General features: G+C 67.5%; 20 protein-coding genes. 10 read left to right on the top strand and 10 right to left on the bottom strand.

Features of this window, described 5'->3' with window-relative positions:
• Nucleotides 1-17 precede the first annotated feature (17 nt).
• From ACTMVF_RS01285 to ACTMVF_RS01275, 3 genes are all read right to left on the bottom strand, one after another.
• Nucleotides 18-1,295, bottom strand: coding sequence for an MFS transporter (locus ACTMVF_RS01285; protein ID WP_441269071.1), 1,278 nt, complete (start codon nucleotides 1,293-1,295; stop codon nucleotides 18-20).
• Nucleotides 1,296-1,392: 97 nt separating this feature from the next.
• Nucleotides 1,393-2,475, bottom strand: a complete 1,083-nt coding sequence (locus ACTMVF_RS01280; protein ID WP_123761884.1) for an inositol-3-phosphate synthase — start codon at nucleotides 2,473-2,475, stop codon at nucleotides 1,393-1,395.
• A gap of 44 nt (nucleotides 2,476-2,519) precedes the next feature.
• Complete coding sequence (locus ACTMVF_RS01275; protein WP_441269070.1) at nucleotides 2,520-3,203, bottom strand: helix-turn-helix transcriptional regulator; 684 nt, start codon at nucleotides 3,201-3,203, stop codon at nucleotides 2,520-2,522.
• A 352-nt stretch (nucleotides 3,204-3,555) separates the two neighbouring features.
• On the opposite strand from ACTMVF_RS01275, the gene ACTMVF_RS01270 reads away from it, so the two are divergent.
• Both ACTMVF_RS01270 and ACTMVF_RS01265 read left to right on the top strand, forming a co-directional pair.
• Nucleotides 3,556-6,186: a transglycosylase domain-containing protein gene (locus ACTMVF_RS01270; protein ID WP_441269069.1), complete on the top strand. Its 2,631-nt coding sequence runs from the start codon at nucleotides 3,556-3,558 to the stop codon at nucleotides 6,184-6,186.
• A gap of 165 nt (nucleotides 6,187-6,351) precedes the next feature.
• Nucleotides 6,352-7,851 carry a glycosyltransferase family 87 protein gene (locus ACTMVF_RS01265; protein WP_441269068.1) on the top strand — a complete coding sequence of 500 codons (1,500 nt, stop codon included), beginning with the start codon at nucleotides 6,352-6,354 and terminating at the stop codon, nucleotides 7,849-7,851.
• 113 nt (nucleotides 7,852-7,964) lie between these two features.
• Here the strand turns inward: ACTMVF_RS01265 and ACTMVF_RS01260 are convergent, their stop codons facing one another.
• From ACTMVF_RS01260 to ACTMVF_RS01250, 3 genes are all read right to left on the bottom strand, one after another.
• On the bottom strand, nucleotides 7,965-8,996 hold the full coding sequence (locus ACTMVF_RS01260) for an alanine racemase (protein WP_301999165.1): 1,032 nt from the start codon (nucleotides 8,994-8,996) through the stop codon (nucleotides 7,965-7,967).
• Between the two features lie 98 nt (nucleotides 8,997-9,094).
• A complete protein-coding gene (gene femX, locus ACTMVF_RS01255; protein WP_128435528.1) occupies nucleotides 9,095-10,213 on the bottom strand; it encodes a peptidoglycan bridge formation glycyltransferase FemX in 1,119 nt (372 codons plus the stop codon).
• Between the two features lie 218 nt (nucleotides 10,214-10,431).
• Nucleotides 10,432-10,743, bottom strand: a complete 312-nt coding sequence (locus tag ACTMVF_RS01250) for a hypothetical protein (protein WP_441269067.1) — start codon at nucleotides 10,741-10,743, stop codon at nucleotides 10,432-10,434.
• 263 nt (nucleotides 10,744-11,006) lie between these two features.
• Here ACTMVF_RS01250 and rpsF point away from each other — a divergent pair, with 263 nt between their 5' ends.
• The 4 genes from rpsF to rplI all read left to right on the top strand — a co-directional run bounded on the left by rpsF (nucleotide 11,007) and on the right by rplI (nucleotide 12,723).
• Nucleotides 11,007-11,297: a 30S ribosomal protein S6 gene (gene rpsF, locus ACTMVF_RS01245; protein WP_005482942.1), complete on the top strand. Its 291-nt coding sequence runs from the start codon at nucleotides 11,007-11,009 to the stop codon at nucleotides 11,295-11,297.
• Between the two features lie 77 nt (nucleotides 11,298-11,374).
• On the top strand, nucleotides 11,375-11,965 hold the full coding sequence (locus tag ACTMVF_RS01240) for a single-stranded DNA-binding protein (protein WP_441269066.1): 591 nt from the start codon (nucleotides 11,375-11,377) through the stop codon (nucleotides 11,963-11,965).
• A 56-nt stretch (nucleotides 11,966-12,021) separates the two neighbouring features.
• Nucleotides 12,022-12,258 (top strand): 30S ribosomal protein S18, encoded by a 237-nt coding sequence (gene rpsR / locus ACTMVF_RS01235; protein ID WP_003949403.1) that lies wholly within the window; start codon nucleotides 12,022-12,024, stop codon nucleotides 12,256-12,258.
• Nucleotides 12,259-12,276: 18 nt separating this feature from the next.
• Complete coding sequence (gene rplI, locus ACTMVF_RS01230) at nucleotides 12,277-12,723, top strand: 50S ribosomal protein L9 (protein ID WP_301999173.1); 447 nt, start codon at nucleotides 12,277-12,279, stop codon at nucleotides 12,721-12,723.
• A gap of 121 nt (nucleotides 12,724-12,844) precedes the next feature.
• Here the strand turns inward: rplI and ACTMVF_RS01225 are convergent, their stop codons facing one another.
• The gene (locus ACTMVF_RS01225) at nucleotides 12,845-14,182 is read right to left on the bottom strand and encodes an MATE family efflux transporter (protein ID WP_441269065.1); all 1,338 of its coding nucleotides are present in this window, start codon (nucleotides 14,180-14,182) and stop codon (nucleotides 12,845-12,847) included.
• 460 nt (nucleotides 14,183-14,642) lie between these two features.
• On the opposite strand from ACTMVF_RS01225, the gene dnaB reads away from it, so the two are divergent.
• Together dnaB and ACTMVF_RS01215 are read left to right on the top strand one after the other, a co-directional pair.
• Nucleotides 14,643-16,121 carry a replicative DNA helicase gene (dnaB, locus tag ACTMVF_RS01220; protein WP_441269064.1) on the top strand — a complete coding sequence of 493 codons (1,479 nt, stop codon included), beginning with the start codon at nucleotides 14,643-14,645 and terminating at the stop codon, nucleotides 16,119-16,121.
• 60 nt (nucleotides 16,122-16,181) lie between these two features.
• A complete protein-coding gene (locus ACTMVF_RS01215) occupies nucleotides 16,182-17,573 on the top strand; it encodes a serine hydrolase domain-containing protein (RefSeq protein WP_441269063.1) in 1,392 nt (463 codons plus the stop codon).
• A gap of 49 nt (nucleotides 17,574-17,622) precedes the next feature.
• Here the strand turns inward: ACTMVF_RS01215 and ACTMVF_RS01210 are convergent, their stop codons facing one another.
• Nucleotides 17,623-18,075 (bottom strand): N-acetyltransferase family protein, encoded by a 453-nt coding sequence (locus ACTMVF_RS01210; RefSeq protein ID WP_441269062.1) that lies wholly within the window; start codon nucleotides 18,073-18,075, stop codon nucleotides 17,623-17,625.
• Nucleotides 18,076-18,084: 9 nt separating this feature from the next.
• Complete coding sequence (locus ACTMVF_RS01205) at nucleotides 18,085-18,543, bottom strand: MarR family winged helix-turn-helix transcriptional regulator (RefSeq protein WP_441269061.1); 459 nt, start codon at nucleotides 18,541-18,543, stop codon at nucleotides 18,085-18,087.
• 141 nt (nucleotides 18,544-18,684) lie between these two features.
• Here ACTMVF_RS01205 and ACTMVF_RS01200 point away from each other — a divergent pair, with 141 nt between their 5' ends.
• A complete protein-coding gene (locus ACTMVF_RS01200; RefSeq protein ID WP_441269060.1) occupies nucleotides 18,685-19,896 on the top strand; it encodes an MFS transporter in 1,212 nt (403 codons plus the stop codon).
• Between the two features lie 95 nt (nucleotides 19,897-19,991).
• Nucleotides 19,992-20,414, top strand: coding sequence for a GlcG/HbpS family heme-binding protein (locus tag ACTMVF_RS01195; RefSeq protein ID WP_441269059.1), 423 nt, complete (start codon nucleotides 19,992-19,994; stop codon nucleotides 20,412-20,414).
• A 125-nt stretch (nucleotides 20,415-20,539) separates the two neighbouring features.
• Here the strand turns inward: ACTMVF_RS01195 and ACTMVF_RS01190 are convergent, their stop codons facing one another.
• Nucleotides 20,540-21,406, bottom strand: coding sequence for a GNAT family N-acetyltransferase (locus ACTMVF_RS01190; protein WP_441269058.1), 867 nt, complete (start codon nucleotides 21,404-21,406; stop codon nucleotides 20,540-20,542).
• Nucleotides 21,407-21,634: the final 228 nt, after the last annotated feature.

The raw sequence follows: 21,634 nt of genomic DNA, 5'->3' as shown, positions 1-21,634 counted from the left end.
CCGGGAGTGGCTCTGTGTCATTGATGTGACACGGAGCGGCGTTCAAAGCGGCCCATAGCCCCAGCAACTGCCGCGTAGATAACGGCGACTGCGACAACGAGCGGTGTCGAGCGGCCGTCCGGCGGCAGTATCAGGGCGGCGACGCCGGCGGCACCGACGAAGGCGACGTTGAACAGCACGTCGTAGACGGAGAAGATCCGGCCGCGGAAGCCGTCCTCGACCGAGGCCTGCACGATCGTGTCCGTCGCGATCTTCGCCCCCTGCGTCGTCAGGCCAAGGACGAATGCCGCGGCCAGCATGGGAGTTATGGCGAACGGCAGGCCGAGTGCGGGCACCAGGACTGCGGCGGCCCCCGCGCACACGGCGATCCAGCGACCGGAGCCCAGCCGTGCCGCCGCCCAGGGGGTCGCCACGGCCGCCGCGAAGAAACCGGCGGCGGAGATCCCCAACGCCAGCCCCAGCAGGGCGAGTCCGTCATCGGCGTTCGAAGAGAAGGCGTACCGGCAGAGCATCAGCAGCGTGACGAGCAGGGCGCCGTAGCAGAAGCGCATCAGGGTCATCGTGAGCAGCGCCCAGACGGCCTCCCTCCGCGGCGGCGTGGCGAGGTGGCGTACCCCTGCCGCCAAGTCGCGCGCGGTGCCGGAGATCGCCGCCGCGAGGCGCGGCTGCACCAACTCTCGGTCAGGACCCAGCAGTTCTCGTGACATACGCAGTGCCGCCAGCCCCGCGCACAGATACAGGGCGGCTCCCATGAGGACCACGGCGGCATCGGAGTCCCAGGCCACCAGCCGTACGAGGAAGGCCAGACCGGCGCCCATGCTCGCGGCGAGCGTTCCGGCGGTCGGGGAAAGGGAGTTGGCGATCACCAGACGCTCGTCGTCGACCACGCGTGGCAGTGCGGCGGACAGGCCGGACAGGACGAAGCGGTTGACGGCGGTGACGCACAGGGCGGAGACGTAGAAGAGCCAGTCCGGAACCTCGGTGATGATCAGGACGGCTGTCACCGAGGCCAGTACCGTGCGCAGCAGGCTGCCGTACAGAAGGACCTGGCGGCGGCGCCAGCGGTCCAGCAGGACGCCGGAGAAAGGGCCCACCAGGGAGTACGGCAGGAGCAGTACCGCCATCGCGGAGGCGATCGCGGCGGCCGAGGTCTGTTTCTCCGGGGAGAAGACGACGTACGTGGCGAGCGCCGTCTGGTAGACGCCGTCGGCGCCCTGTGAGAGCAGGCGTACGACGAGCAGGCGCCGGAAGTTCCCAAAGCGCAGCAGGACCCGCAGGTCGCGTACGACGGACATGGGGCACAGCCTCACATATGGGGAGGGTCCCCGGGCGGTGCAACCCGGGGACCCTCGGCAGCTCTGGCAGGAGCGTTTTTAGTGCGGCGCCGTCTGCTTAGCGCTCGACCTCACCCTTGATGAACTTCTCGACGTTCTCGCGGGCCTCGTCGTCGAAGTACTGGACCGGCGGGGACTTCATGAAGTACGACGACGCCGACAGGATCGGGCCGCCGATGCCGCGGTCCTTGGCGATCTTTGCGGCGCGCAGGGCGTCGATGATGACGCCGGCGGAGTTCGGGGAGTCCCAGACCTCGAGCTTGTACTCCAGGTTCAGCGGGACGTCACCGAAGGCGCGGCCCTCAAGGCGGACGTAGGCCCACTTGCGGTCGTCGAGCCAGGCGACGTAGTCGGACGGGCCGATGTGGACGTTCTTCTCGCCGAGGTCCCGGTCGGGGATCTGGGAGGTGACGGCCTGCGTCTTGGAGATCTTCTTCGACTCGAGGCGGTCGCGCTCGAGCATGTTCTTGAAGTCCATGTTGCCGCCGACGTTCAGCTGCATCGTGCGGTCCAGGACGACGCCGCGGTCCTCGAACAGCTTCGCCATGACGCGGTGCGTGATGGTGGCGCCGACCTGGGACTTAATGTCGTCGCCGACGATCGGGACGCCCGCCTCGGTGAACTTGTCCGCCCACTCCTTCGTACCGGCGATGAAGACCGGCAGGGCGTTGACGAAGGCGACCTTGGCGTCGATGGCGCACTGGGCGTAGAACTTCGCCGCGTCCTCGGAGCCCACGGGCAGGTAGCAGACGAGGACGTCGACCTGCTTGTCCTTGAGGACCTGGACCACGTCGACCGGGGCCTCGGCGGACTCCTCGATGGTCTCCCGGTAGTACTTGCCGAGCCCGTCGAGGGTGTGGCCGCGCTGCACGGTCACGCCGGTGTTCGGCACGTCGCAGATCTTGATGGTGTTGTTCTCGCTGGCACCGATGGCGTCCGCGAGGTCGAGGCCGACCTTCTTCGCGTCGACATCGAAGGCGGCGACGAACTCGACGTCACGGACGTGGTAGTCGCCGAACTGCACGTGCATCAGGCCGGGGACCTTGGACGCCGGGTCGGCGTCCTTGTAGTACTCGACTCCCTGAACCAGCGACGCGGCGCAGTTGCCCACGCCGACGACGGCTACGCGAACCGAACCCATTCCGGTTGCTCCCTGTGTGTACGAGTGAGGCCCTGACTGGGCTCTCACGTGGCGGTGTCGCCGGGCGAATCCGTCCCGGGGGTGCCCCCGGGACGGGGCAGATCGCCCGGCTCTCCAGATGTGGTGTCCTGCTGAGCGGACCCCCCGGAAGCGGAACCCTTCAGGTCCCGCCCGGCCCGCTCGCTCTCGATGAGCTCGTTCAGCCAGCGCACTTCGCGCTCCACGGACTCCATCCCGTGGCGCTGGAGCTCAAGCGTGTAGTCGTCGAGGCGCTCCCGGGTGCGTGCCAGTGAGGCGCGCATCTTCTCCAGGCGCTCCTCCAGCCGGCTGCGGCGGCCCTCCAGTACGCGCATGCGTACGTCCTGCGGCGTGCGTCCGAAGAAGGCAAATCGGGCAGCGAAGTGCTCGTCCTCGTACGCGTCGGGGCCGGTCTGTGAGAGCAGTTCCTCGAAGTGCTCCTTACCTTCCGCCGTCAACCGGTAGACGATCTTGGCGCGACGCCCCGTGAGTGGTGCGGCGAGGGCGTCCTCGACGATGTTCCCCGGTTCCTCGATCAACCAGCCGTTGGCGACCAGCGTCTTGAGGCAGGGATAGAGCGTGCCGTAGCTGAACGCACGGAACACACCCAGTGACGTATTGAGTCGTTTGCGCAGCTCGTAGCCGTGCATCGGGGATTCGCGGAGCAGTCCGAGGACAGCGAACTCGAGGATCCCGGAACGTCGGCTCATCCCCTCGCCTCCTCGTCATATCTCGCGCTGATGTATCGACTCGATACATCACGACGATAGAACGGCCTTCCGGGCGCGACAAGTGGGGGAACGGTGAACGGGATCACATCAACGATTCATGTGGAGCGAGTTGCCTGATTTGGGGTGAAGTTCGGGGCTAGGGGGGCTTTGACGGTGCGTAGTCTGTGCGCCATGCACACCACCGGGAACCGAGTGACACCTGAGGGCGTCGTCGTCCTTGGTGCAGTACGGGTGAATGCGGAACCGACCGCATCCGTACTTCGGGGGGACCGGAAATCAGCCGCCGTTGCCAGGCGCGCAGGAGTGCGCCTGCCCGAGGAGTAGTCGTTCGATGAGCGAGCACCGTCGCAAACCGCCGCAGCCGCAGGGAGGCGGACGTGCCGCGGCCCGACGCGGCCAGCCCGGTTCGTCCGCCGGCCGCCGAGCGGCATCGCGAGGCGCCACCGGATCTCCTTCCGACTCGTACGGGTCGGGTTCCAGCGGTTCGGCAGGCGAGGAACGGCCGTATGGCGGCCGCGCCGAGGCACGCCGCGCGGCCCAGAGAAGTGGAGGCGGCCGCCGCAGAGCGGCCGAACCGGGCCGAGGCGGCCGCCGTGCCGCTCCCGGCGGGCCGAACGGTCCTGGGCGCGGCAGAGGGCGCGCGGCCCCGCCCGGCAGGAAGCGGTTCGTCGACTATCCGCGCGCGGGCAAGTACGGAGTGGCGCGGTGGGTGCCGTCGTGGCGGCTCGTCACGGGGACGTTCCTGGCCTTCATGGGCGGTCTGGTCGCTGCCGCCGGCATCGGGTACGCCATGGTGGGCATTCCGAAGGAACAAGACACGGCCCTTGCCCAGAACAACGTCTTCTACTGGTCCAACGGCAAGCAGATGGCGTCGACCGGCGGTCAGACCAACCGCCAGCTGGTGAGCGACGCGGAGATCCCGAAGGAGATGAAGAACGCGGTCGTCTCCGCCGAGAACGCGTCCTTCTACGAGGACAACGGCATCGACCCGGCGGGTATCGGGCGGGCCCTCCTCAACATGGCGAGGGGCGGCGAGACGCAGGGTGGTTCGACCATCACCCAGCAGTTCGTGAAGAACACCTTCCTGAGCCAGGAACAGACGATCTCCCGCAAGTTCAAAGAGCTGTTCATCTCCATCAAGGTGGGCCAGAAGATGTCCAAGGACGACATCCTCGCGGGCTACCTCAACACCGCCTACTACGGCCGTAACGCCTACGGCATCCAGGCGGCGGCCCAGGCGTACTTCGGTGTGGACGCCACGAAACTCAGCACCTCGCAGTGTGCCTTCCTCGCCGCCGTGCTGAAGGGCCCGAACTTCTACAACCCCGACGGCGGTGTGGGAGCGGGTGCCACGGCGGAGTCCAACACCAAGCGGGCCAAGGAACGCTGGTCGTGGATCCTGGACCGGATGGTCGAGGTGGGGCGCTTGTCGGCGGCGGACCGTGCCAAGGTCGGTGACTTCCCCACGTTCAAGAAGCAGAGCTCGAACCTGTCTGGGCAGAGCGGCTATCTCATCGACATCGCCAAGGAGTACGTCGCCAAGAAGGCGGGTCTGTCCCCCGAGGACCTGGAGAAGGGCGGCTACCGCATTTACACGACCTTCGACAAGAAGAAGGTCAACGAGCTGGCGGCGGCCGTCGAGAAGACGCGGAAGGGCTTCCTCGACCCCAAGAAGCGTGAGAAGGACAAGTACGTTCAGTTCGGCGGTGCGTCGGTCGATCCCCAGAGCGGAGCGATCGTCGCGCTGTACGGCGGCGAGGGCTACGACAAGGGCCACTACTCCAACAACGCCAACACGCTGGGTGTGCCGGTCGGATCGACCTGGAAGCCCATCGTGCTGGCCGCCGCGATGAAGTACGGGACCCACGAGACCGACGGAAAGCCGCTCTCGCCGTTGGCCAAGTACAACGGCAACGACCTTCTCGTGATCAAGAACCAGAACGGTGACCCGATCATGGGCGACAACGGAAAGCCGTTCCGGCAGAAGAACGAGGGCACCACGGCCTGGGGCATGGTGACGCTCAAGAAGGCCATGGAGCAGTCCATCAACAGCCCGTTCGCGCAGCTGGGCATCGATGTGGGCCTGTCCAACACCCAGAAGCTCGCGAACGACATGGGCATTTCCTCGAGCTTCTTCGACCAGGCCAACATCAGGAACGTGTCCTTCTCGCTGGGTACGTCGACGCCCAGCGCCATCCGCATGGCCGACGCGTACGGGAGCTTCGCTGCCTCGGGCGACCACTACGAGCCGTACTCCGTCACCAAGGTGATCAAGGACGGCGAGGAGGTCCCGGGGTTCAAGCCTCCGGAGAAGAAGATCGCCATGGACGCCGAGATCGCGAACAACGTGACGGACGTCCTGGAGAACGTGGTCCAGAACGGCACCGGTAAGAAGGTTGCGGACATTGGGTTCCCGGTGGCCGGCAAGACGGGCACGACCGACCAGAACAAGTCGGCGTGGTTCGTCGGGTACACCAGGGAGCTGTCCACGGCCGTGACCCTGTTCCGGACGGATCCCGACAAGGGCAAGCTGCTGTCCATGAACGGCACCGGTGGCGTGCCGTCCATCCACGGTGGTGACATCCCGGCTCAGGTCTGGAAGGACTACATGGTCGAGGCGATGAAGAGTTACGGCACCCCGGAGCCCTTCCCGGAGGCCGAACCCATCGGCGAGATCATCAACGACACGCCGACGCCGACCGTGGTGCCTACGCCCACCGAGACCGTCGAGGAGAGCCCGAGCCCGTCGCCGTCGCCCTCCGAGTCGCTGATCTCGCCGTCGCCGACACCGACCGTGACCTGCGACGACCTCAGCTGGCAGTGCGAAACCGCCAACGGTGGGCAGAACGGTGGCTCGGACGGGGGCGTGACCACGTCACCTACGCCCACGGAGACGGAGACAGACAACTCCGGAGGTAATGCCAACGGCAACGGAGGCTTCTTCGGCGGACCATCAGGCTGACCGACGGGCTCACCTGACGCGAGAAGGCCGGTGGCCGGCACCCATGAAGCAGGGTGCCGGCCACCGGCCTGTTTCACGTGAAACGTCGGTTTCACGTGAAACACTCAGCCGTCGCACCCCGTCGTCCTCGCAACGTTCTCAGACACGTACGGCAGGATGTGCCCCATGCCCAGTGCAGAGACGACGCCCACGAGCGTGCACGAGCCGGACCCGGTGCGGCCGACCAAGGAGGACGAGGTCGCCGCGAGCGGGAGTGAGCTGATCGGTGGCCCCATCGGACGGCGCGCCCTGCTCGGGACGTCCTGGTGGACTCCCGTGCGGATCGTCGCTCTCGTGGCGATCGGCATGTTCGCCCTCGGTCTGGTCCAGAAGGCACCCTGCTACAACGGCGCCTGGTTCTTCGGCGCCAGCTCGCAGTACACACATGCCTGCTACTCGGACATCCCGCACCTCTACCAGGGGCGCGGCTTCGCCGACGGGCTGGTGCCGTACTTCGACAAGCTCCCCGGCGACATGCAGTACCTCGAATACCCGGTGCTGACCGGTGTGTTCATGGAGGTCGCCTCCTGGCTCACGCCGGGCAGTGGCAGCATCCAGGACCAGGAGCAGTGGTACTGGATGGTCAATGCCGGGATGCTGATGGTGTGCGCGGCCGTCATCGCCGTCTGTGTGACCCGCACGCACGCCCGGCGCCCCTGGGACGGACTGCTGGTCGCCCTCGCGCCCGCCTTCGCGCTGACCGCGACCATTAACTGGGACCTGCTGGCCGTCGCCCTGACGGCCGCAGCGATGCTGATGTGGTCGCGCGGCCGCTCCCTTGCTTTCGGCATCCTGCTGGGGCTCGCCACGGCCGCGAAGCTCTACCCCGTCTTCCTGCTCGGCCCGTTGTTTGTCCTGTGCTGGCGTGCCGGCAAGTGGCGGGACTTCGGGAAGGCGCTGGGCGGCACCGTCCTCGCCTGGCTGGTCGTGAACCTGCCGGTGATGCTGCTTGCCTGGGACGGGTGGTCGCAGTTCTATCGGTTCAGTCAGGAACGGGGCGTCGACTTCGGCTCCTTCTGGCTGATCATGGCCCAGAACTCCGCCGACCCACTGAGTACGGAGACCGTCAACACGCTTGCCACTCTGCTGATGCTGCTGTGCTGCGCCGGCATTGCGGCCCTCACGCTCACCGCGCCGCGACGTCCGCGGTTCGCCCAGCTGGCCTTCCTGATCGTCGCGGCGTTCATCCTCACCAACAAGGTCTACTCGCCTCAGTACGTGCTGTGGCTGGTGCCCCTGGCCGTGCTGGCCCGGCCGAGGTGGCGGGACTTCCTCATCTGGCAGGCGGGCGAGGTGGCGTACTTCCTCGGGATCTGGCTGTACCTCGCGTACACGACCAGCGGGGACGCCCACAAGGGACTGCCGCCCGACGGCTACCACTGGGCCATCGGCGTGCACCTGCTCGGGACGCTGTACCTGTGCGCCGTCGTCGTACGGGACATCCTCATGCCGGAACGGGACCCGGTGCGCCGGGGTGGTGACGACGATCCCTCGGGAGGCGTGCTCGACCGGGCGGACGACGTGTTCGTGCTCGGCTCCGCAGCCCATCCACCGCGGCACGCGGCCCACTTCGACGGGCCGCAAGTGGAGTGGGGCAAGCAGGGGACGGCCGACGGTTCGCTCTGAGCGAACAGGGCGTAGGCCGGGCACGCGAAAGGCCGTACACGGAAGAGTCCGTGTACGGCCTTTCCCCGTTCGGAGTGCCGAGCGGCGGTCGTTTCAGTGCCAGCGGCGTTCGTTCAGCGGTCGACGAGCCGGTCGAACTGCGTGGTGGTGTGCCGCAGATGGGCGACCAACTCGTCGCCGACCTTCGGCTCGGGAGCGTCCGAGGGGACGAACAGGATGGAGACCTGCATGTGCGGCGGCTCCGCGAACCAGCGCTGCTTGCCGCCCCATACGAAGGGAGAAAGGTTCCGGTTGACGGTGGCGAGGCCGGCCCGGGCGACGCCCTTGGCGCGCGGCATGACGCCGTGCAGGGCCTTGGGGGCCTCCAGACCCACCCCGTGCGACGTACCGCCCGCCACGACCACCAGGAAGCCGTCGGAGGCCGCCTTCTGCTGCCGGTAACCGAAGCGGTCGCCCTTGGAGACGCGCGTGACGTCCAGGACCGCGCCGCGGTACTCGGTGGCCTCGTGGTCCCCCAGCCACAGCCGGGTGCCGATACGGGCGCGGAAGCGGGTCTGCGGGAACTGCTGCTGCAGGCGGGCGAGTTCCTCGGCCTTGAGGTGGCTGACGAACATCGTGTGCAGTGGCAGCCGCGCGGCACGCAGACGGTCCATCCAGCCGATGACCTCCTCGACGGCGTCCGAGCCGTCGGTACGGTCCAACGGCAGGTGGATGGCGAACCCCTCGAGCCGGACGTTCTCTATGGCGGCGTGCAGCTGCGGCAGGTCGCGCTCGCTCACACCGTGCCGCTTCATCGAGGACATCACCTCGATGACGACGCGGGCGCCGACGAGGCCGTACACGCCGTCCACCGACGACACCGAGCGGATGACCCGGTCGGGCAGCGGCACCGGCTCCTCGCCGCGTCGGTACGGCGTCAGCACCAGCAGGTCACCGCCGAACCAGTCCTTGATACGCGCGGCCTCGTACGTCGTGCCGACGGCGAGGACTTCGGAGCCCAGGCGCGTGGCCTCCTCCGCCAGCCGCTCGTGCCCGAACCCGTAGCCGTTGCCCTTGCAGACCGGGACGAGGCCCGGGAACTGCTCCTGCACGTGCTTGTGGTGCGCCCGCCAGCGCGCGGTGTCGACGTAGAGCGTGAGCGCCATGGCCGGACCTGGAACCTTTCTCGTGGCTGCGGTGTATCAGAGGTATGGAAGCTATCGACGGTGCAGCAGTTGACGGTATCGAAGCAGAGAACGGGAGGTCAGCGGCGCGACATGTAGATGTCGAGCGCCTTGTGGAGCAACTTGTTCAGCGGGAAGTCCCACTCACCGAGGTACTCGGCGGCCTGCCCGCCCGTGCCCACCTTGAACTGGATCAGGCCGAAGAGGTGGTCGGTCTCGTCCAGCGAGTCGGAGATGCCGCGCAGGTCGTAGACGGTCGCGCCGAGCGCGTAGGCGTCGCGCAGCATCCGCCACTGCATCGCGTTCGAGGGCCGGACCTCACGTCCGATGTTGTCGGAGGCGCCGTAGGAGTACCAGACGTGCCCGCCGACGATCAGCATCGTCGCCGCCGACAGGTTCACACCGTTGTGGCGGGCGAAGTACAGGCGCATGCGGTTGGGGTCCTCGGTGTTGAGGGCCGTCCACATGCGCTGGAAGTACGACAGCGGGCGTGGCCGGAAATGGTCCCGCACGGCCGTGATCTCGTACAGGCGCTGCCACTCCGCGAGGTCCTGGTAACCGCCCTGGACGACCTCGACGCCGGCCTTCTCGGCCTTCTTGATGTTGCGGCGCCACAGCTGATTGAAGTTCTTGTGGACCTCTTCGAGGGACCGATTGGCCAGCGGCACCTGGTAGACGTAACGCGGCTGGACGTCGCCGAAGCCGGCACCACCGTCCTCGCCCTGCTGCCAGCCCATACGGCGCAGCTTGTCGGCGACCTCGAAAGCGCGCGGCTCGATGAAGTCGGCCTCGATGTCACGCAGCCGCTTCACGTCAGGATTCTGGATGCCCGCCTTGATGGAGGTGGCCTCCCAGCGCCGGATGATCACCGGCGGGCCCATCTTCACGGAGAAGGCGCCCTGGTGCTTCAGGTGCGCGAGCATCGGTTCCAGCCAGTCGGTCAGATTCGGCGCGAACCAGTTGATGACCGGGCCCTCGGGGAGATAGGCGAGATAGCGCTTGATCTTGGGCAGCTGTCGGTAGAGGACAAGGCCCGCGCCCACGAGTTCGCCGCTCTTGTCGAACCAGCCGAGGCTCTCCGAGCGCCACTCCGCCTTGACGTCCGCCCAGGCCGGAACCTGCATGTGGCTCGCCGACGGCAGGCTCTGGATGTATGCCAGATGCTGCTCGCGACTGATCGTCCTCAGGGTCAGGCTCATTCGGGGCGCTCCTCGGGCTGGTGTGTCCCCATGGGTTCAGGGGCTCCGGCTCTCGCGCCGAAGCCTACTGCGCCTTGGGAGCGCCCCGACTGGGCGTATGGAAGCTTCGCCCCGGCCCTGGGGGCCACCGAGGCGTTCGGTGGTGTTCTATGCGCTGTTCTACCGGTGTTCGGAGGACAGTCTCCGTGGCCGGTTCTTCGGAGGACGATGCCCTGGCGTCAGAAGACCCCGCCGAAGAGGCCACCGTGCGCCATGCCGAGGAAGAAGCCGACCGCCGAGGCGCCGAGGCCGATGATCAGCCCGAAGCGCTCGCGGGTCGTCTCCGAGATCCACTGGCCGTATGCGCCGGTGAAGATCCCCACCAGACCGGTCCAGGAGCTGAGCAGGTGCAGGTTGTGGAACATCGCCGTGACGAAGGCCGTGATGCCCAGCACCAGGGTCACCGCGAGCAGGGTGTCCTGGAGAGGGTGGGGCTTTCCGTCCGTGGCGAAAAGGCCTCCGACGGTGTTGGGTCGCATTGCCTGTGCCATAGGGCACCTCCTGCGGAAGGCGGCGCATCGTAGCGCCATACACACCCGATGTGTACAGATTGTCGGTGATGGCGGCCGGATTTCAACCGGACGCCGGTGTGCAGGTACTGTGTACCGTCTGCACCGGTGTCTGCCCGGGCCAGCTCGGAGAACCGCGAGGTCATCTCCGATTGTCAGTGGCGGCCGATACCGTTGCGTACGCATCACAACCCTCCTGCCACGGAACGACCGTGGCCGCTGAGTCCAAAGGAGGTGGGTTCCACATGCGTCACTACGAGGTGATGGTCATCCTCGACCCCGATCTGGAGGAGCGCGCTGTCGCCCCCCTGATCGAGAACTTCCTCTCCGTCGTCCGTGAGGGCAACGGAAAGGTCGAGAAGGTCGACACCTGGGGCCGTCGTCGTCTGTCGTACGAGATCAAGAAGAAGCCCGAGGGCATCTACTCGGTCATCGACCTGCAGGCCGAGCCTGCGGTCGTCAAGGAGCTCGACCGCCAGATGAACCTGAACGAGTCGGTCCTCCGGACCAAGGTCCTCCGCCCCGAGACCCACTGAGCTCTCCCGCTCAGCTCATCTCGGGATTCGAGTAGCAGCACAAGCAGCCAGCAGCAAACCCGCCGAGAGGTTCCCCCATGGCAGGCGAGACCGTCATCACGGTCGTCGGCAATCTTGTCGATGACCCCGAGCTGCGCTTCACCCCCTCCGGTGCGGCGGTCGCGAAGTTCCGTGTCGCGTCCACTCCCCGCACCTTCGACCGCCAGACGAACGAGTGGAAGGACGGCGAGAGCCTGTTCCTGACCTGCTCGGTCTGGCGTCAGGCGGCGGAGAACGTCGCAGAGTCGCTCCAGCGAGGCATGCGCGTCATCGTGCAGGGCCGGCTGAAGCAGCGGTCCTACGAGGACCGTGAGGGCGTCAAGCGCACGGTCTACGAGCTGGACGTCGAGGAAGTCGGCGCCAGCCTGCGCAACGCCACGGCCAAGGTCACCAAGACCGCCGGCCGCGGTGGCCAGGGTGGTTACGGTGGCGGTGGCGGTGGCGGCCAGGGTGGCGGCGGTTGGGGCGGTGGCCCCGGCGGCGGTCAGCAGGGCGGCGGCGCTCCCGCTGACGACCCGTGGGCGACCGGTGCTCCCGCCGGTGGCCAGCAGGGCGGCGGCGGTGGCGGCGGCTGGGGTGGAAACTCCGGCGGCAGCGGCGGCGGCTACTCGGACGAGCCCCCCTTCTAGGCCTTGGGCCGGGGGCGGGTCGTACCCAAACTTCTTGATCACACAGGAGATACACCATGGCGAAGCCGCCTGTGCGCAAGCCGAAGAAGAAGGTCTGCGCTTTCTGCAAGGACAAGGTCACGTACGTGGACTACAAGGACACGAACATGCTGCGGAAGTTCATTTCCGACCGCGGCAAGATCCGTGCCCGCCGCGTGACCGGCAACTGCACGCAGCACCAGCGTGACGTCGCCACGGCCGTGAAGAACAGCCGTGAGATGGCGCTGCTGCCCTACACCTCCACCGCGCGATAAGGGAAGGGTGACCGACACATGAAGATCATCCTCACCCACGAGGTCTCCGGCCTCGGTGCCGCGGGCGACGTCGTCGACGTCAAGGACGGTTACGCTCGCAACTACCTGATCCCGCGGAAGTTCGCTATCCGCTGGACCAAGGGCGGCGAGAAGGACGTCGAGCAGATCCGTCGTGCTCGCAAGATCCACGAGATCCAGACCATCGAGCAGGCCAACCAGGTCAAGGGTCAGCTCGAGGCGGTCAAGGTCCGTCTGGCTGTCCGCTCCGGCGAGGCCGGCCGTCTCTTCGGTTCCGTCACCCCGGCCGACGTCGCCTCGGCGATCAAGGCTGCCGGTGGCCCCGAGGTCGACAAGCGCCGCATCGAGCTCGGTGCGCCGATCAAGACCCTGGGCGCCCACGAGACGTCCGTGCGTCTGCACCCCGAGGTTGCCGCCAAGGTCAACATCGAGGTTGTCGCGGCCTGATCGCTGCGCTCGGCTGGAACAGCTGAATGAAGGGGCCGTACCCGGTGGGTACGGTCCCTTCGCTGCACAGAGAGCGGATCCGGCCCGTTTCACGTGAAACAGCGTGTTTCACGTGAAACATTCAGCGCGTCGCGCCGGTGACGATCCAACGGCCCGAGCGCGTGCGCGCCCAGAGCGTCAGCATGCGCACCGTCATCATCAGCGTCATGGCCGCCCAGACTGTGGTGAGGCCGCCGCCGAACGCGGGGATGAGCAGGGCCACCGGAGTGAACACCGCCAGGGTGAGCACCATGGCCCACGCTAGGTAGGGACCGTCGCCTGCCCCCATCAGGACACCGTCCAGGATGAAGACGACGCCGCAGATCGGTTGGGAGAGCGCCACCATGAGCAGGGCGGGAACCGCGGTTTCCTTGACGACCGTGTCACTGGTGAACAGCGGCAGGAAGAGCGGTCGGGCGAGCACCACGAGCAGCCCGAGGACGACGCCGGATGCGATGCCCCACTCCACCATGCGGCGGCAGGCGGCGCGAGCCCCCTCGGCATCGCCGGCACCGAGATACCGCCCGATGATGGCTTGCCCAGCGATGGCGATGGCGTCCAGTGCGAAAGCGAGCAGGCTCCACAGCGACAAGATGATCTGGTGCGCCGCGATGTCGGCGTCCCCGAGGCGGGCTGCGACGGCCGTGGCGATCAACAGAATGGCCCGCAGGGAGAGGGTGCGGACCAACAGGGGCACTCCGGCCTGTGCGGAGGCCCTTATCCCGGCTGCGTCAGGGCGCAGGGAAGCATCGTGCTTGCGGGCCCCGCGGACGACCACCACGAGGTAGGCCGCGGCCATGCCGCACTGAGCGAGGACGGTGCCCCAGGCGGAGCCCGCGATGCCGAGGTCGGCGCCGTAGACGAGGCCCGCGTTGAGGGCGGCGTTGGCGACGAAGCCCGCGACAGCGACGTAGAGCGGCGTCTTGGTGTCCTGCAGTCCGCGTAGAACGCCGGTGGCGGCGAGTACGACGAGCATGGCCGGTATGCCGAGTGTCGAGATCCGCAGATAGGTGGTGGCGTAGGGGGCTGCTGTGTCCGAGGCGCCGAAGAGTTCCACGAGATACGGTGCGGTCGGCAGTACGACTGCAATGACGGCGGCACCGAGCAGGAGAGCCAGCCAGATGCCGTCCATGCCCTGGCGGATGGCGGCCTGGAGGTCACCAGCGCCGACACGTCGGGCAACGGCGGCTGTGGTGGCGTAGGCGAGGAAGACGAAGACGCTGACCCCTGTCATGAGGAGAGCCGAGGCGACCCCAAGTCCGGCGAGCTGTGCGGTGCCGAGATGGCCGACGATCGCACTGTCGGCCATGACGAAGAGGGGCTCGGCGACGAGCGCGCCGAAGGCCGGGACGGCGAGTGCGACGATCTCTCGGTCGTGCTTTCGCCGTGTGGCCGTAGGAGTCGCGGGAGCCTGTGTCATGGCCACCAATCTAATCGTCCACAGGTAAGAGATGCAATGCGGATGTGACCCTTACTGGTCATCTCATGGTGTGTGCTTCTGTGTACCGTTCGAAGCGATCTTGGTCCGACTGGGGAAGTTTTTCTTCTGCACAGCCGGTGGACGGTAAATGGGCAGGTCAGGGTGGGTGTTCGGAATTCTTGCGGGGCTTGTTCACAGGGCTGTCCACCGCCTCGTGCACAGGTTTTGCGGAGTTCTCCACAGCATCCGGGCCGTCGTCCACATGGCCTGTGGATAACCAGATTGGCTGACGGTGCCTGCGGGCCTACCGTGGTCCGGCGCCCGCTCCGTCCGCCGACCGTGAAACCCTCACAAAACCGGCGAGCCAGAACCGGAGTTGGGCCTCTTATTTGTCAGTGGCGTGCCGTAGAACTGATGGGCACGGCGAGGTCCGCTCGGCGGACGGGAGGAGGTGGCTCGGTTGAGCATTTCCGAGCCCTTGGACGACCCGTGGGCCGACAGCGGTCCCAGTGATCGTCTGCCTGCTTCCCGCCGACGCGGTGACGGTGGCCGGGGACGCGGTGAGCAGCATGATCGCGGCCGGGACAACGGCGAGTGGGACGGCGGTGGTTCGGCCTTCGAGCGGGTTCCGCCGCAGGATCTCGACGCCGAGCAGTCCGTCCTCGGCGGCATGCTCCTGTCCAAGGACGCCATCGCCGATGTGGTCGAGGTCCTCAAGGGCCACGACTTCTACAAGCCCGCGCACGAGACGATCTTCCAGGCGATCCTCGATGTGTACGCCAAGGGCGAGCCGGCCGACCCCATCACCATCGCCGCCGAGCTCACCAAGCGCGGCGAGATCAACAAGGTCGGCGGAGCCTCGTATCTCCACACCCTCGTCCAGACGGTGCCGACGGCGGCGAACGCGGAGTACTACGCGGAGATCGTCCATGAGCGCGCCGTACTGCGCCGCCTGGTCGAGGCCGGCACCCGCATCACGCAGATGGGATACGCGGCCGACGACGACGTCGACGAGATCGTCAACCGCGCCCAGGCCGAGATCTACGCGGTCACCGAGCAGCGCACCAGCGAGGACTATCTGCCGCTCGGCGACATCATGGAGGGCGCGCTCGACGAGATCGAGGCGATCGGTTCGCGCAGCGGCGAGATGACGGGTGTGCCCACCGGGTTCACGGACCTCGACTCACTCACCAACGGTCTGCACCCGGGCCAGATGATCGTCATCGCGGCACGTCCTGCCATGGGTAAGTCCACGCTGGCGCTGGACTTCGCGCGGGCGGCGTCGATCAAGCACAACCTGGCGAGCGTCATCTTCTCCCTGGAAATGGGGCGCAACGAGATCGCGATGCGTCTGCTGTCGGCCGAGGCGCGGGTGGCCCTGCACCACATGCGCTCCGGCACCATGACGGACGAGGACTGGACACGCCTGGCGCGGCGTATGCCCGAGGTCTCGGCGGCGCCGCTCTACATCGACGATTCCCCGAACCTGTCGATGATGGAGATCCGTGCGAAGTGCCGCCGGCTGAAGCAGCGCAATGACATCAAGCTCGTGATCATCGACTATCTGCAGCTGATGCAGGCCGGTGGTTCGAAGCGTTCCGAGAGCCGTCAGCAGGAGGTCTCGGACATGTCCCGTAATCTCAAGCTCCTGGCCAAGGAGCTGGAGGTCCCGGTGATCGCGCTTTCGCAGCTCAACCGTGGTCCCGAGCAGCGTACGGACAAGAAGCCGATGGTGTCCGACCTGCGTGAGTCCGGCTCCATCGAGCAGGACGCCGACATGGTGATCCTGCTGCACCGTGAGGACGCCTACGAGAAGGAGTCGCCGCGCGCCGGCGAGGCGGACATCATCGTGGGCAAGCACCGTAATGGCCCGACGGCGACGATCACGGTGGCCTTCCAGGGCCACTACTCGCGGTTCGTGGACATGGCGCAGACCTGATCCACCCCACCTGGGGATATGCGCTCGACTCCCGAGAGTCCACCGGGGTGGACTGGGGGCATGACGACATCTCAGGAAGAACTGCTCCCCACCACTCGCCGGGCGCTGCTGCACCGCATCGCCGTGGCACAGTCCGAAGGGCGTGCGCCCTCGCTGGTCGCCGCTGTCGTACGGGACGGCCGGACCGTGTGGCACGGCTCACGTACGTCGGTGGACGGGCACGCGCCGGACGAGAACGTGCAGTACCGCATCGGCTCGATCACCAAGACCTTCACGGCGCTTCTCGTCCTGCGCCTGCGTGACGAGGGACTGCTCGACCTGGGCGACCCGCTGGAGAAGCATCTGCCGGGGACGGGCGTGGGGGAGGCCACCATCGCCGAACTGCTCGCGCACACGAGTGGGCTGGCAGCCGAGACGCCGGGACCGTGGTGGGAGAGGAGCCCCGCATCACTGCGACCCGAGCTCCCCGACGTGCTGGGCGAGCAGCCGCTCCTACATCCGTCCGGCCGCCGATTCCACTACTCGAACCCCGGCTACGCGCTGCTGGGCACGCTGGTCGAGAGGCTCCGGGGGGCTTCCTGGGAGGACGTACTCCGGCGTGAAGTGCTCGAACCCCTGGGTCTGAATCGCACGAGTATGCGACCGCAGGCGCCGCACGCGGGAGGCTGGGCGGTGCATCCCTGGGCCGATGTGATGCTTCCCGAGCCCGTCGAAGACCTGGGCTTGATGGCTCCCGCTGGTCAACTATGGTCGACGACCGGCGACTTGGCGAGGTTCGCGGCCTTTCTGGCCAAGGGTGACGATCGTGTGCTGAGCGCCGAGTCGCTGCGGGAGATGAGGACGCCGGCGGCTCCGCCCGAGGCGATGGACGTGGCGAGTGGCTATGCGTATTGCCTGGGGCTGGAGATCCGGCATCAAGACGGCAGGACCCTGGTCGGACACACGGGCTCCCTGCCGGGTTTCCTTGCCTGCCTCACCGTCGGCGTGGAGGACGATGTGGCCGCCGTCGTCCTGGCCAACTGCACCTCTGGCCCTCTGCTGTTCTCCGTTGCCGCCGACCTCGTCCGCATCGTCGCCGAGGCCGAGCCGCGCATCCCCGAGCCATGGCGTCCGATGCCCGAGGCCGAGTCAGCGGCACTGGAGTTCGCAGGCCAGTGGTACTGGGGAACCCATGCCTTCGGTCTGCGGCTGACGGCCGACGGACTGGTCTCGTTGGAGCCGTTGTCCGGCAAGGGCCGCCGTTCCCGGTTCCGGGCCAACGGTGACGGCACATGGACGGGCTTGGAGGGCTACTACGCAGGTGAGCTCCTGAAAGCCGTACGACGCCCGAACGGCGCCGTCGACCATCTGGACCTCGGGTCGTTCGTCTTCACGCGTCAGCCGTACGACGAGGGGGCTGCTGTACCGGGCGGCGTGGATCCCGACGGATGGCGGGGGATCGGCTCGGTCTGACCGCCTGGTGAAGGCGCCTGTTTCACGTGAAACAGGCGCCTTCACCTTGTCACAGCGTGAGCTTGAAGCCCACATGCGAGGCTGTGAAGCCGAGCCGCTCATAGAAGCGATGGGCGTCTGTACGGGTGTTGTCGGAGGTCAGCTGCACCAACTGGCAGCTCTGGCGCCTGGATTCGGCGACCGCCCACTCGATGAGCTGTGTGCCGAGGCCGCTGCCGCGCTCATCGGCGTGGATGCGTACACCTTCGATGATGGAGCGGGTCGCGCCTTTGCGGGACAGTCCGGGAATGACAGTGAGCTGGAGCGTGCCGACTACGCGGCCTTCGCGGGCGGCGACGACCAGGTGCTGGTTCGGGTCGCTGCTGAGGCGCTCGAGCGCGGCCAGGTAAGGCGTCAGGTCGTCCGGTGACTCGCGCTGGGCGCCCAGTGGATCGTCCGCGAGCATGGCAACGATCGCGGGGACGTCGTCGGCGACGGCGGCTCGTATCTCAAGATCTCCCATGATCGCACCCTAAACGGGTGCCCGGAGCGTCTCCACGGCCCGGACGAGCGGGGTCAGTTCGGGATTCTTGGCGGCCTCGTCGAGGGCCTCGCGCAATGCGGCCTCGTTGGTGGGCCGTGCCTCTTCCAGGAGGTCGCGGCCGGCTTCGGTGACGTCGGTGTAGATGCCGCGGCGGTCGGTGGGGCAGAGGTAGCGGGAGAGCAGGCCGCGGTCCTCGAGGCGGGTGACGAGGCGGGTGGTGGCGCTCTGGCTGAGGACGACGGCGTCGGCGACCTGCTTCATCTGCAGATGCCCGCCTTCGCCGTCGTGCTGGCGGCTGAGCACGTCGAGCAGGGAGTACTCGCGCACGCTCAGGTCGTGCTTGGTCTGCAGGGCGCGCTCGATGTGCGCCTCGATCCTGCCGTGCAGCAGGGAAAGGGTGCACCAGCCCTGGGCGAGGGCGGTGAGCGCGGGGTCCTTGGCGGTCATGGCTTTTCCTCCGGGCCGGAGCGGCTGAAGCCAGAGTAGAGCAGAAGCGCAATAACCTGCGCTTGCAAGTATGCCGCGTGCGCAAGTATTGTCTTCAGTTGTAAAGCGCTCCTGCAATCTTTTGGGAAGGTGTACTCCTACATGCCTCTCGCGCTCCTGGCCCTCGCGATCGGGGCCTTCGGAATCGGAACGACCGAGTTCGTGATCATGGGCTTGCTGCCCGAGGTCGCGGGCGACTTCGGGGTCTCCATCCCCACGGCAGGGCTGCTCGTGACCGGCTACGCGCTCGGCGTGGTCCTCGGCGCTCCCCTGATGACGGTGCTCGGCACCAAGGTCTCTCGCAAGCGGATGCTGATGCTGCTGATGGGACTGTTCATCGCCGGCAACCTGCTGTCCGCTCTCGCCCCCGCCTTCGGCGTCATGCTGATCGGCCGTGTGGTCGCCTCGCTCGCCCACGGCGCCTTCTTCGGCATCGGCTCGGTCGTCGCGGCAGACCTGGTCGCCCCGGACAAGAAGGCCGGGGCCATCGCGATGATGTTCACCGGCCTGACCGTCGCCAACGTCGTCGGCGTCCCGCTGGGCACGTTCGTCGGGCAGGCCGCCGGCTGGCGCGTCACCTTCGGCATCGTCGCCGCCCTCGGCGTCGTCGGCCTGGTCGGCATCGCCAAGCTCGTCCCCGAACTGCCGCAGCCTCAGGGCGTACGCCTGCGCCACGAACTGGCCGCGTTCAAGAACGCCCAGGTCCTGCTCGCCATGGCGATGACGGTCCTCGGCTTCGGCGGCGTCTTCGCGGCCATCACCTACATCGCACCGATGATGACCCATGTCGCCGGCTTCGCCGACGGCTCCGTCACCTGGCTGCTGGTCCTCTTCGGGCTCGGCATGGTCGGCGGAAACCTCGTCGGCGGGAAGTACGCCGACCGCGCGCTGATGCCCATGCTGTACGTCTCCCTGGGCGCCCTGGCCGTCGTGCTCGCGCTCTTCACGCTCACGGCCCAGAACAAGGTCCTCGCGGCCGTCACCATCGCGCTGATCGGCGCCCTGGGCTTCGCCACTGTCCCCCCACTGCAGAAGCGCGTCCTCGACCAGGCACACGGCGCACCGACGCTGGCCTCGGCGGTGAACATCGGAGCCTTCAACCTCGGCAACGCCCTCTCCGCCTGGCTCGGCGGCATCGTCATCGCGGCAGGCTTCGGCTACACATCCCCCAACTGGGTCGGCGCCGCCCTGGCCGCGGCCGCGCTGCTGCTCGCCCTCCTCTCGGCCGCACTGGAGCGCCGCGACGGAGCATCCTCCAGCACGGTCGTCACGGGCACCGCGCCCACCGAGCGGCGAGCCGCCGTACACCACTGAGCCGAACCAAGTGCGGGGTCAGGGCCGCTCCCGCACCTCCGGCGCCTCGAGAACCACCTCAGCACCATGCACCACACCACGAGGAGAAACCCCTCATGAGCACTGCCACCGCCGTCGCCCCCCTGACCACTCAGGACGCCGACGTCCTCCTAGCCGCAGCCCACAGGGCCGCCGATAGCGCCGGTGTGGCCGTCAGCGTCACGGTCCTGGATGCCGGCGGCAATCTGCTCGCCTTCCGACGGGACGACCGGGCCGTGCTGATCTCCGGGGAGACCAGCACCCGCAAGGCCTACACGGCACTCCAGCTCGACGCCCCCACCGCCGATCTCGTCGATGCCGTACAGCCTGGCGGTCCCTTCCACACCCTGCCCACGGCGCTCGACCGGCCGCTGCTGTTCATCGCGGGCGGTGTGCCGATCCATCGGGACGGCCGGCTGATCGGCGCGATCGGGGTGGGCGGCGGGGCGCCGGAGCAGGACCGCCGCTTCGCGACGGCCGCGATCGAGGCGCTCGCCTGACGACTCCCCAGCGTCGATGACTCCCCAGCATCGACAACGAAGCCATCGACAACGAAGGCGTCGACTGCGAACGCCCGGCAACAAGACGCCGGTCCCCGACGGGACCGGCGTCTCCTATGGCTGTCTCAACCCGCCGCCACCGTCAGCGGAGCGAACCGCCGGGTCCAGTCGCCGGGCAGTTCCGAGATGCCGTACGCCATGACCGAGTTGAAGGCGACGGAGGCCAGACCGCGTTCCTTGGCCCAGGTCAGCAGCTCCTCGTGGCGTACGTCGATGTCGGTGCGCAACGGGCGGTCGGTGTGAGCGGCGAGGGAGGCGATGAGTGCCTTGGCGGTCTCCGTGTCGCGGGCGATCAGTGGGCCCACGACCTGCGTGGCCATGTTGGGCCAGGCACCCGCGTATCCGATGATCCGGCCGTTCTCCTCGGCGACGCGCAGCTGATCGGCGAATGCGGGCAGCCGCGTGATGATGTGCGTGCGATCGGCGCCGAAAACCTCCTCGTCGAGCCGCAGGATCGCGGTGAGATCCTCGGCGGTGGCGCCGCGCGTGACGACCGACGGCCCCGAGGGGCCGGGCGTGAAATGCCCGCACAGCATCTCTACCCGACCGGTGACCTTGAAGCCGAGTTCCTCGTAGAGCGGTTGGCCGTTCGGCGTCGCATGCAGCGTCAGCGGTGTCGTGCCCATCGCGGAGACGACGTGACGCATCAGGCGACGCCCGATGCCCTGGCGGGAATGCCGCTCGGCGACCAGGACCATGCCGATGGCCCCCAGGTCGAGGCGGTCGTGTGGCCCGTACTCCGTGACGACGCAGGCACTGACGAGCCCGCCGTCTGGGTCATCGATGCCGTAGCCCTTCCCGGCTGTGAGGAGGAACCCCCACTTGTGTTCCTCACGGGGCCACCCCCGATCCTCGGACAAGTCGGCGCAGGCGGTGAGATCGCGAGGCGTCAGACGGCGGATGGGCAGAGCGGCGAGGGAAGGAGTCGGCACGCAGGTCAGGCTGTCTGACGACTGCCCTGGTCGTCCAGCCGTTTCCGGGGAGACGTACGAGCTTTTGGCCATGCCATGGGCCGACGCACAGCGTGCCTATGGACGCTGGGTGTTTCACGTGAAACATGGAGAAACGGCTGGCGTCCAGCAAGCGAGCGATCATCAAGGGTGGAAGCCTCAGGCCAGTACAGTCTCCGGCCAAGACGGTCTCCGGCAAGCGGCTACAGC

The organism is Streptomyces sp. SD31, assembly GCF_052068475.1.
In the GTDB taxonomy this organism is placed as follows: domain Bacteria; phylum Actinomycetota; class Actinomycetes; order Streptomycetales; family Streptomycetaceae; genus Streptomyces.
Note: the sequence above shows the minus strand (reverse complement) of the source record. Positions and strands in the feature narration are given on the sequence as shown.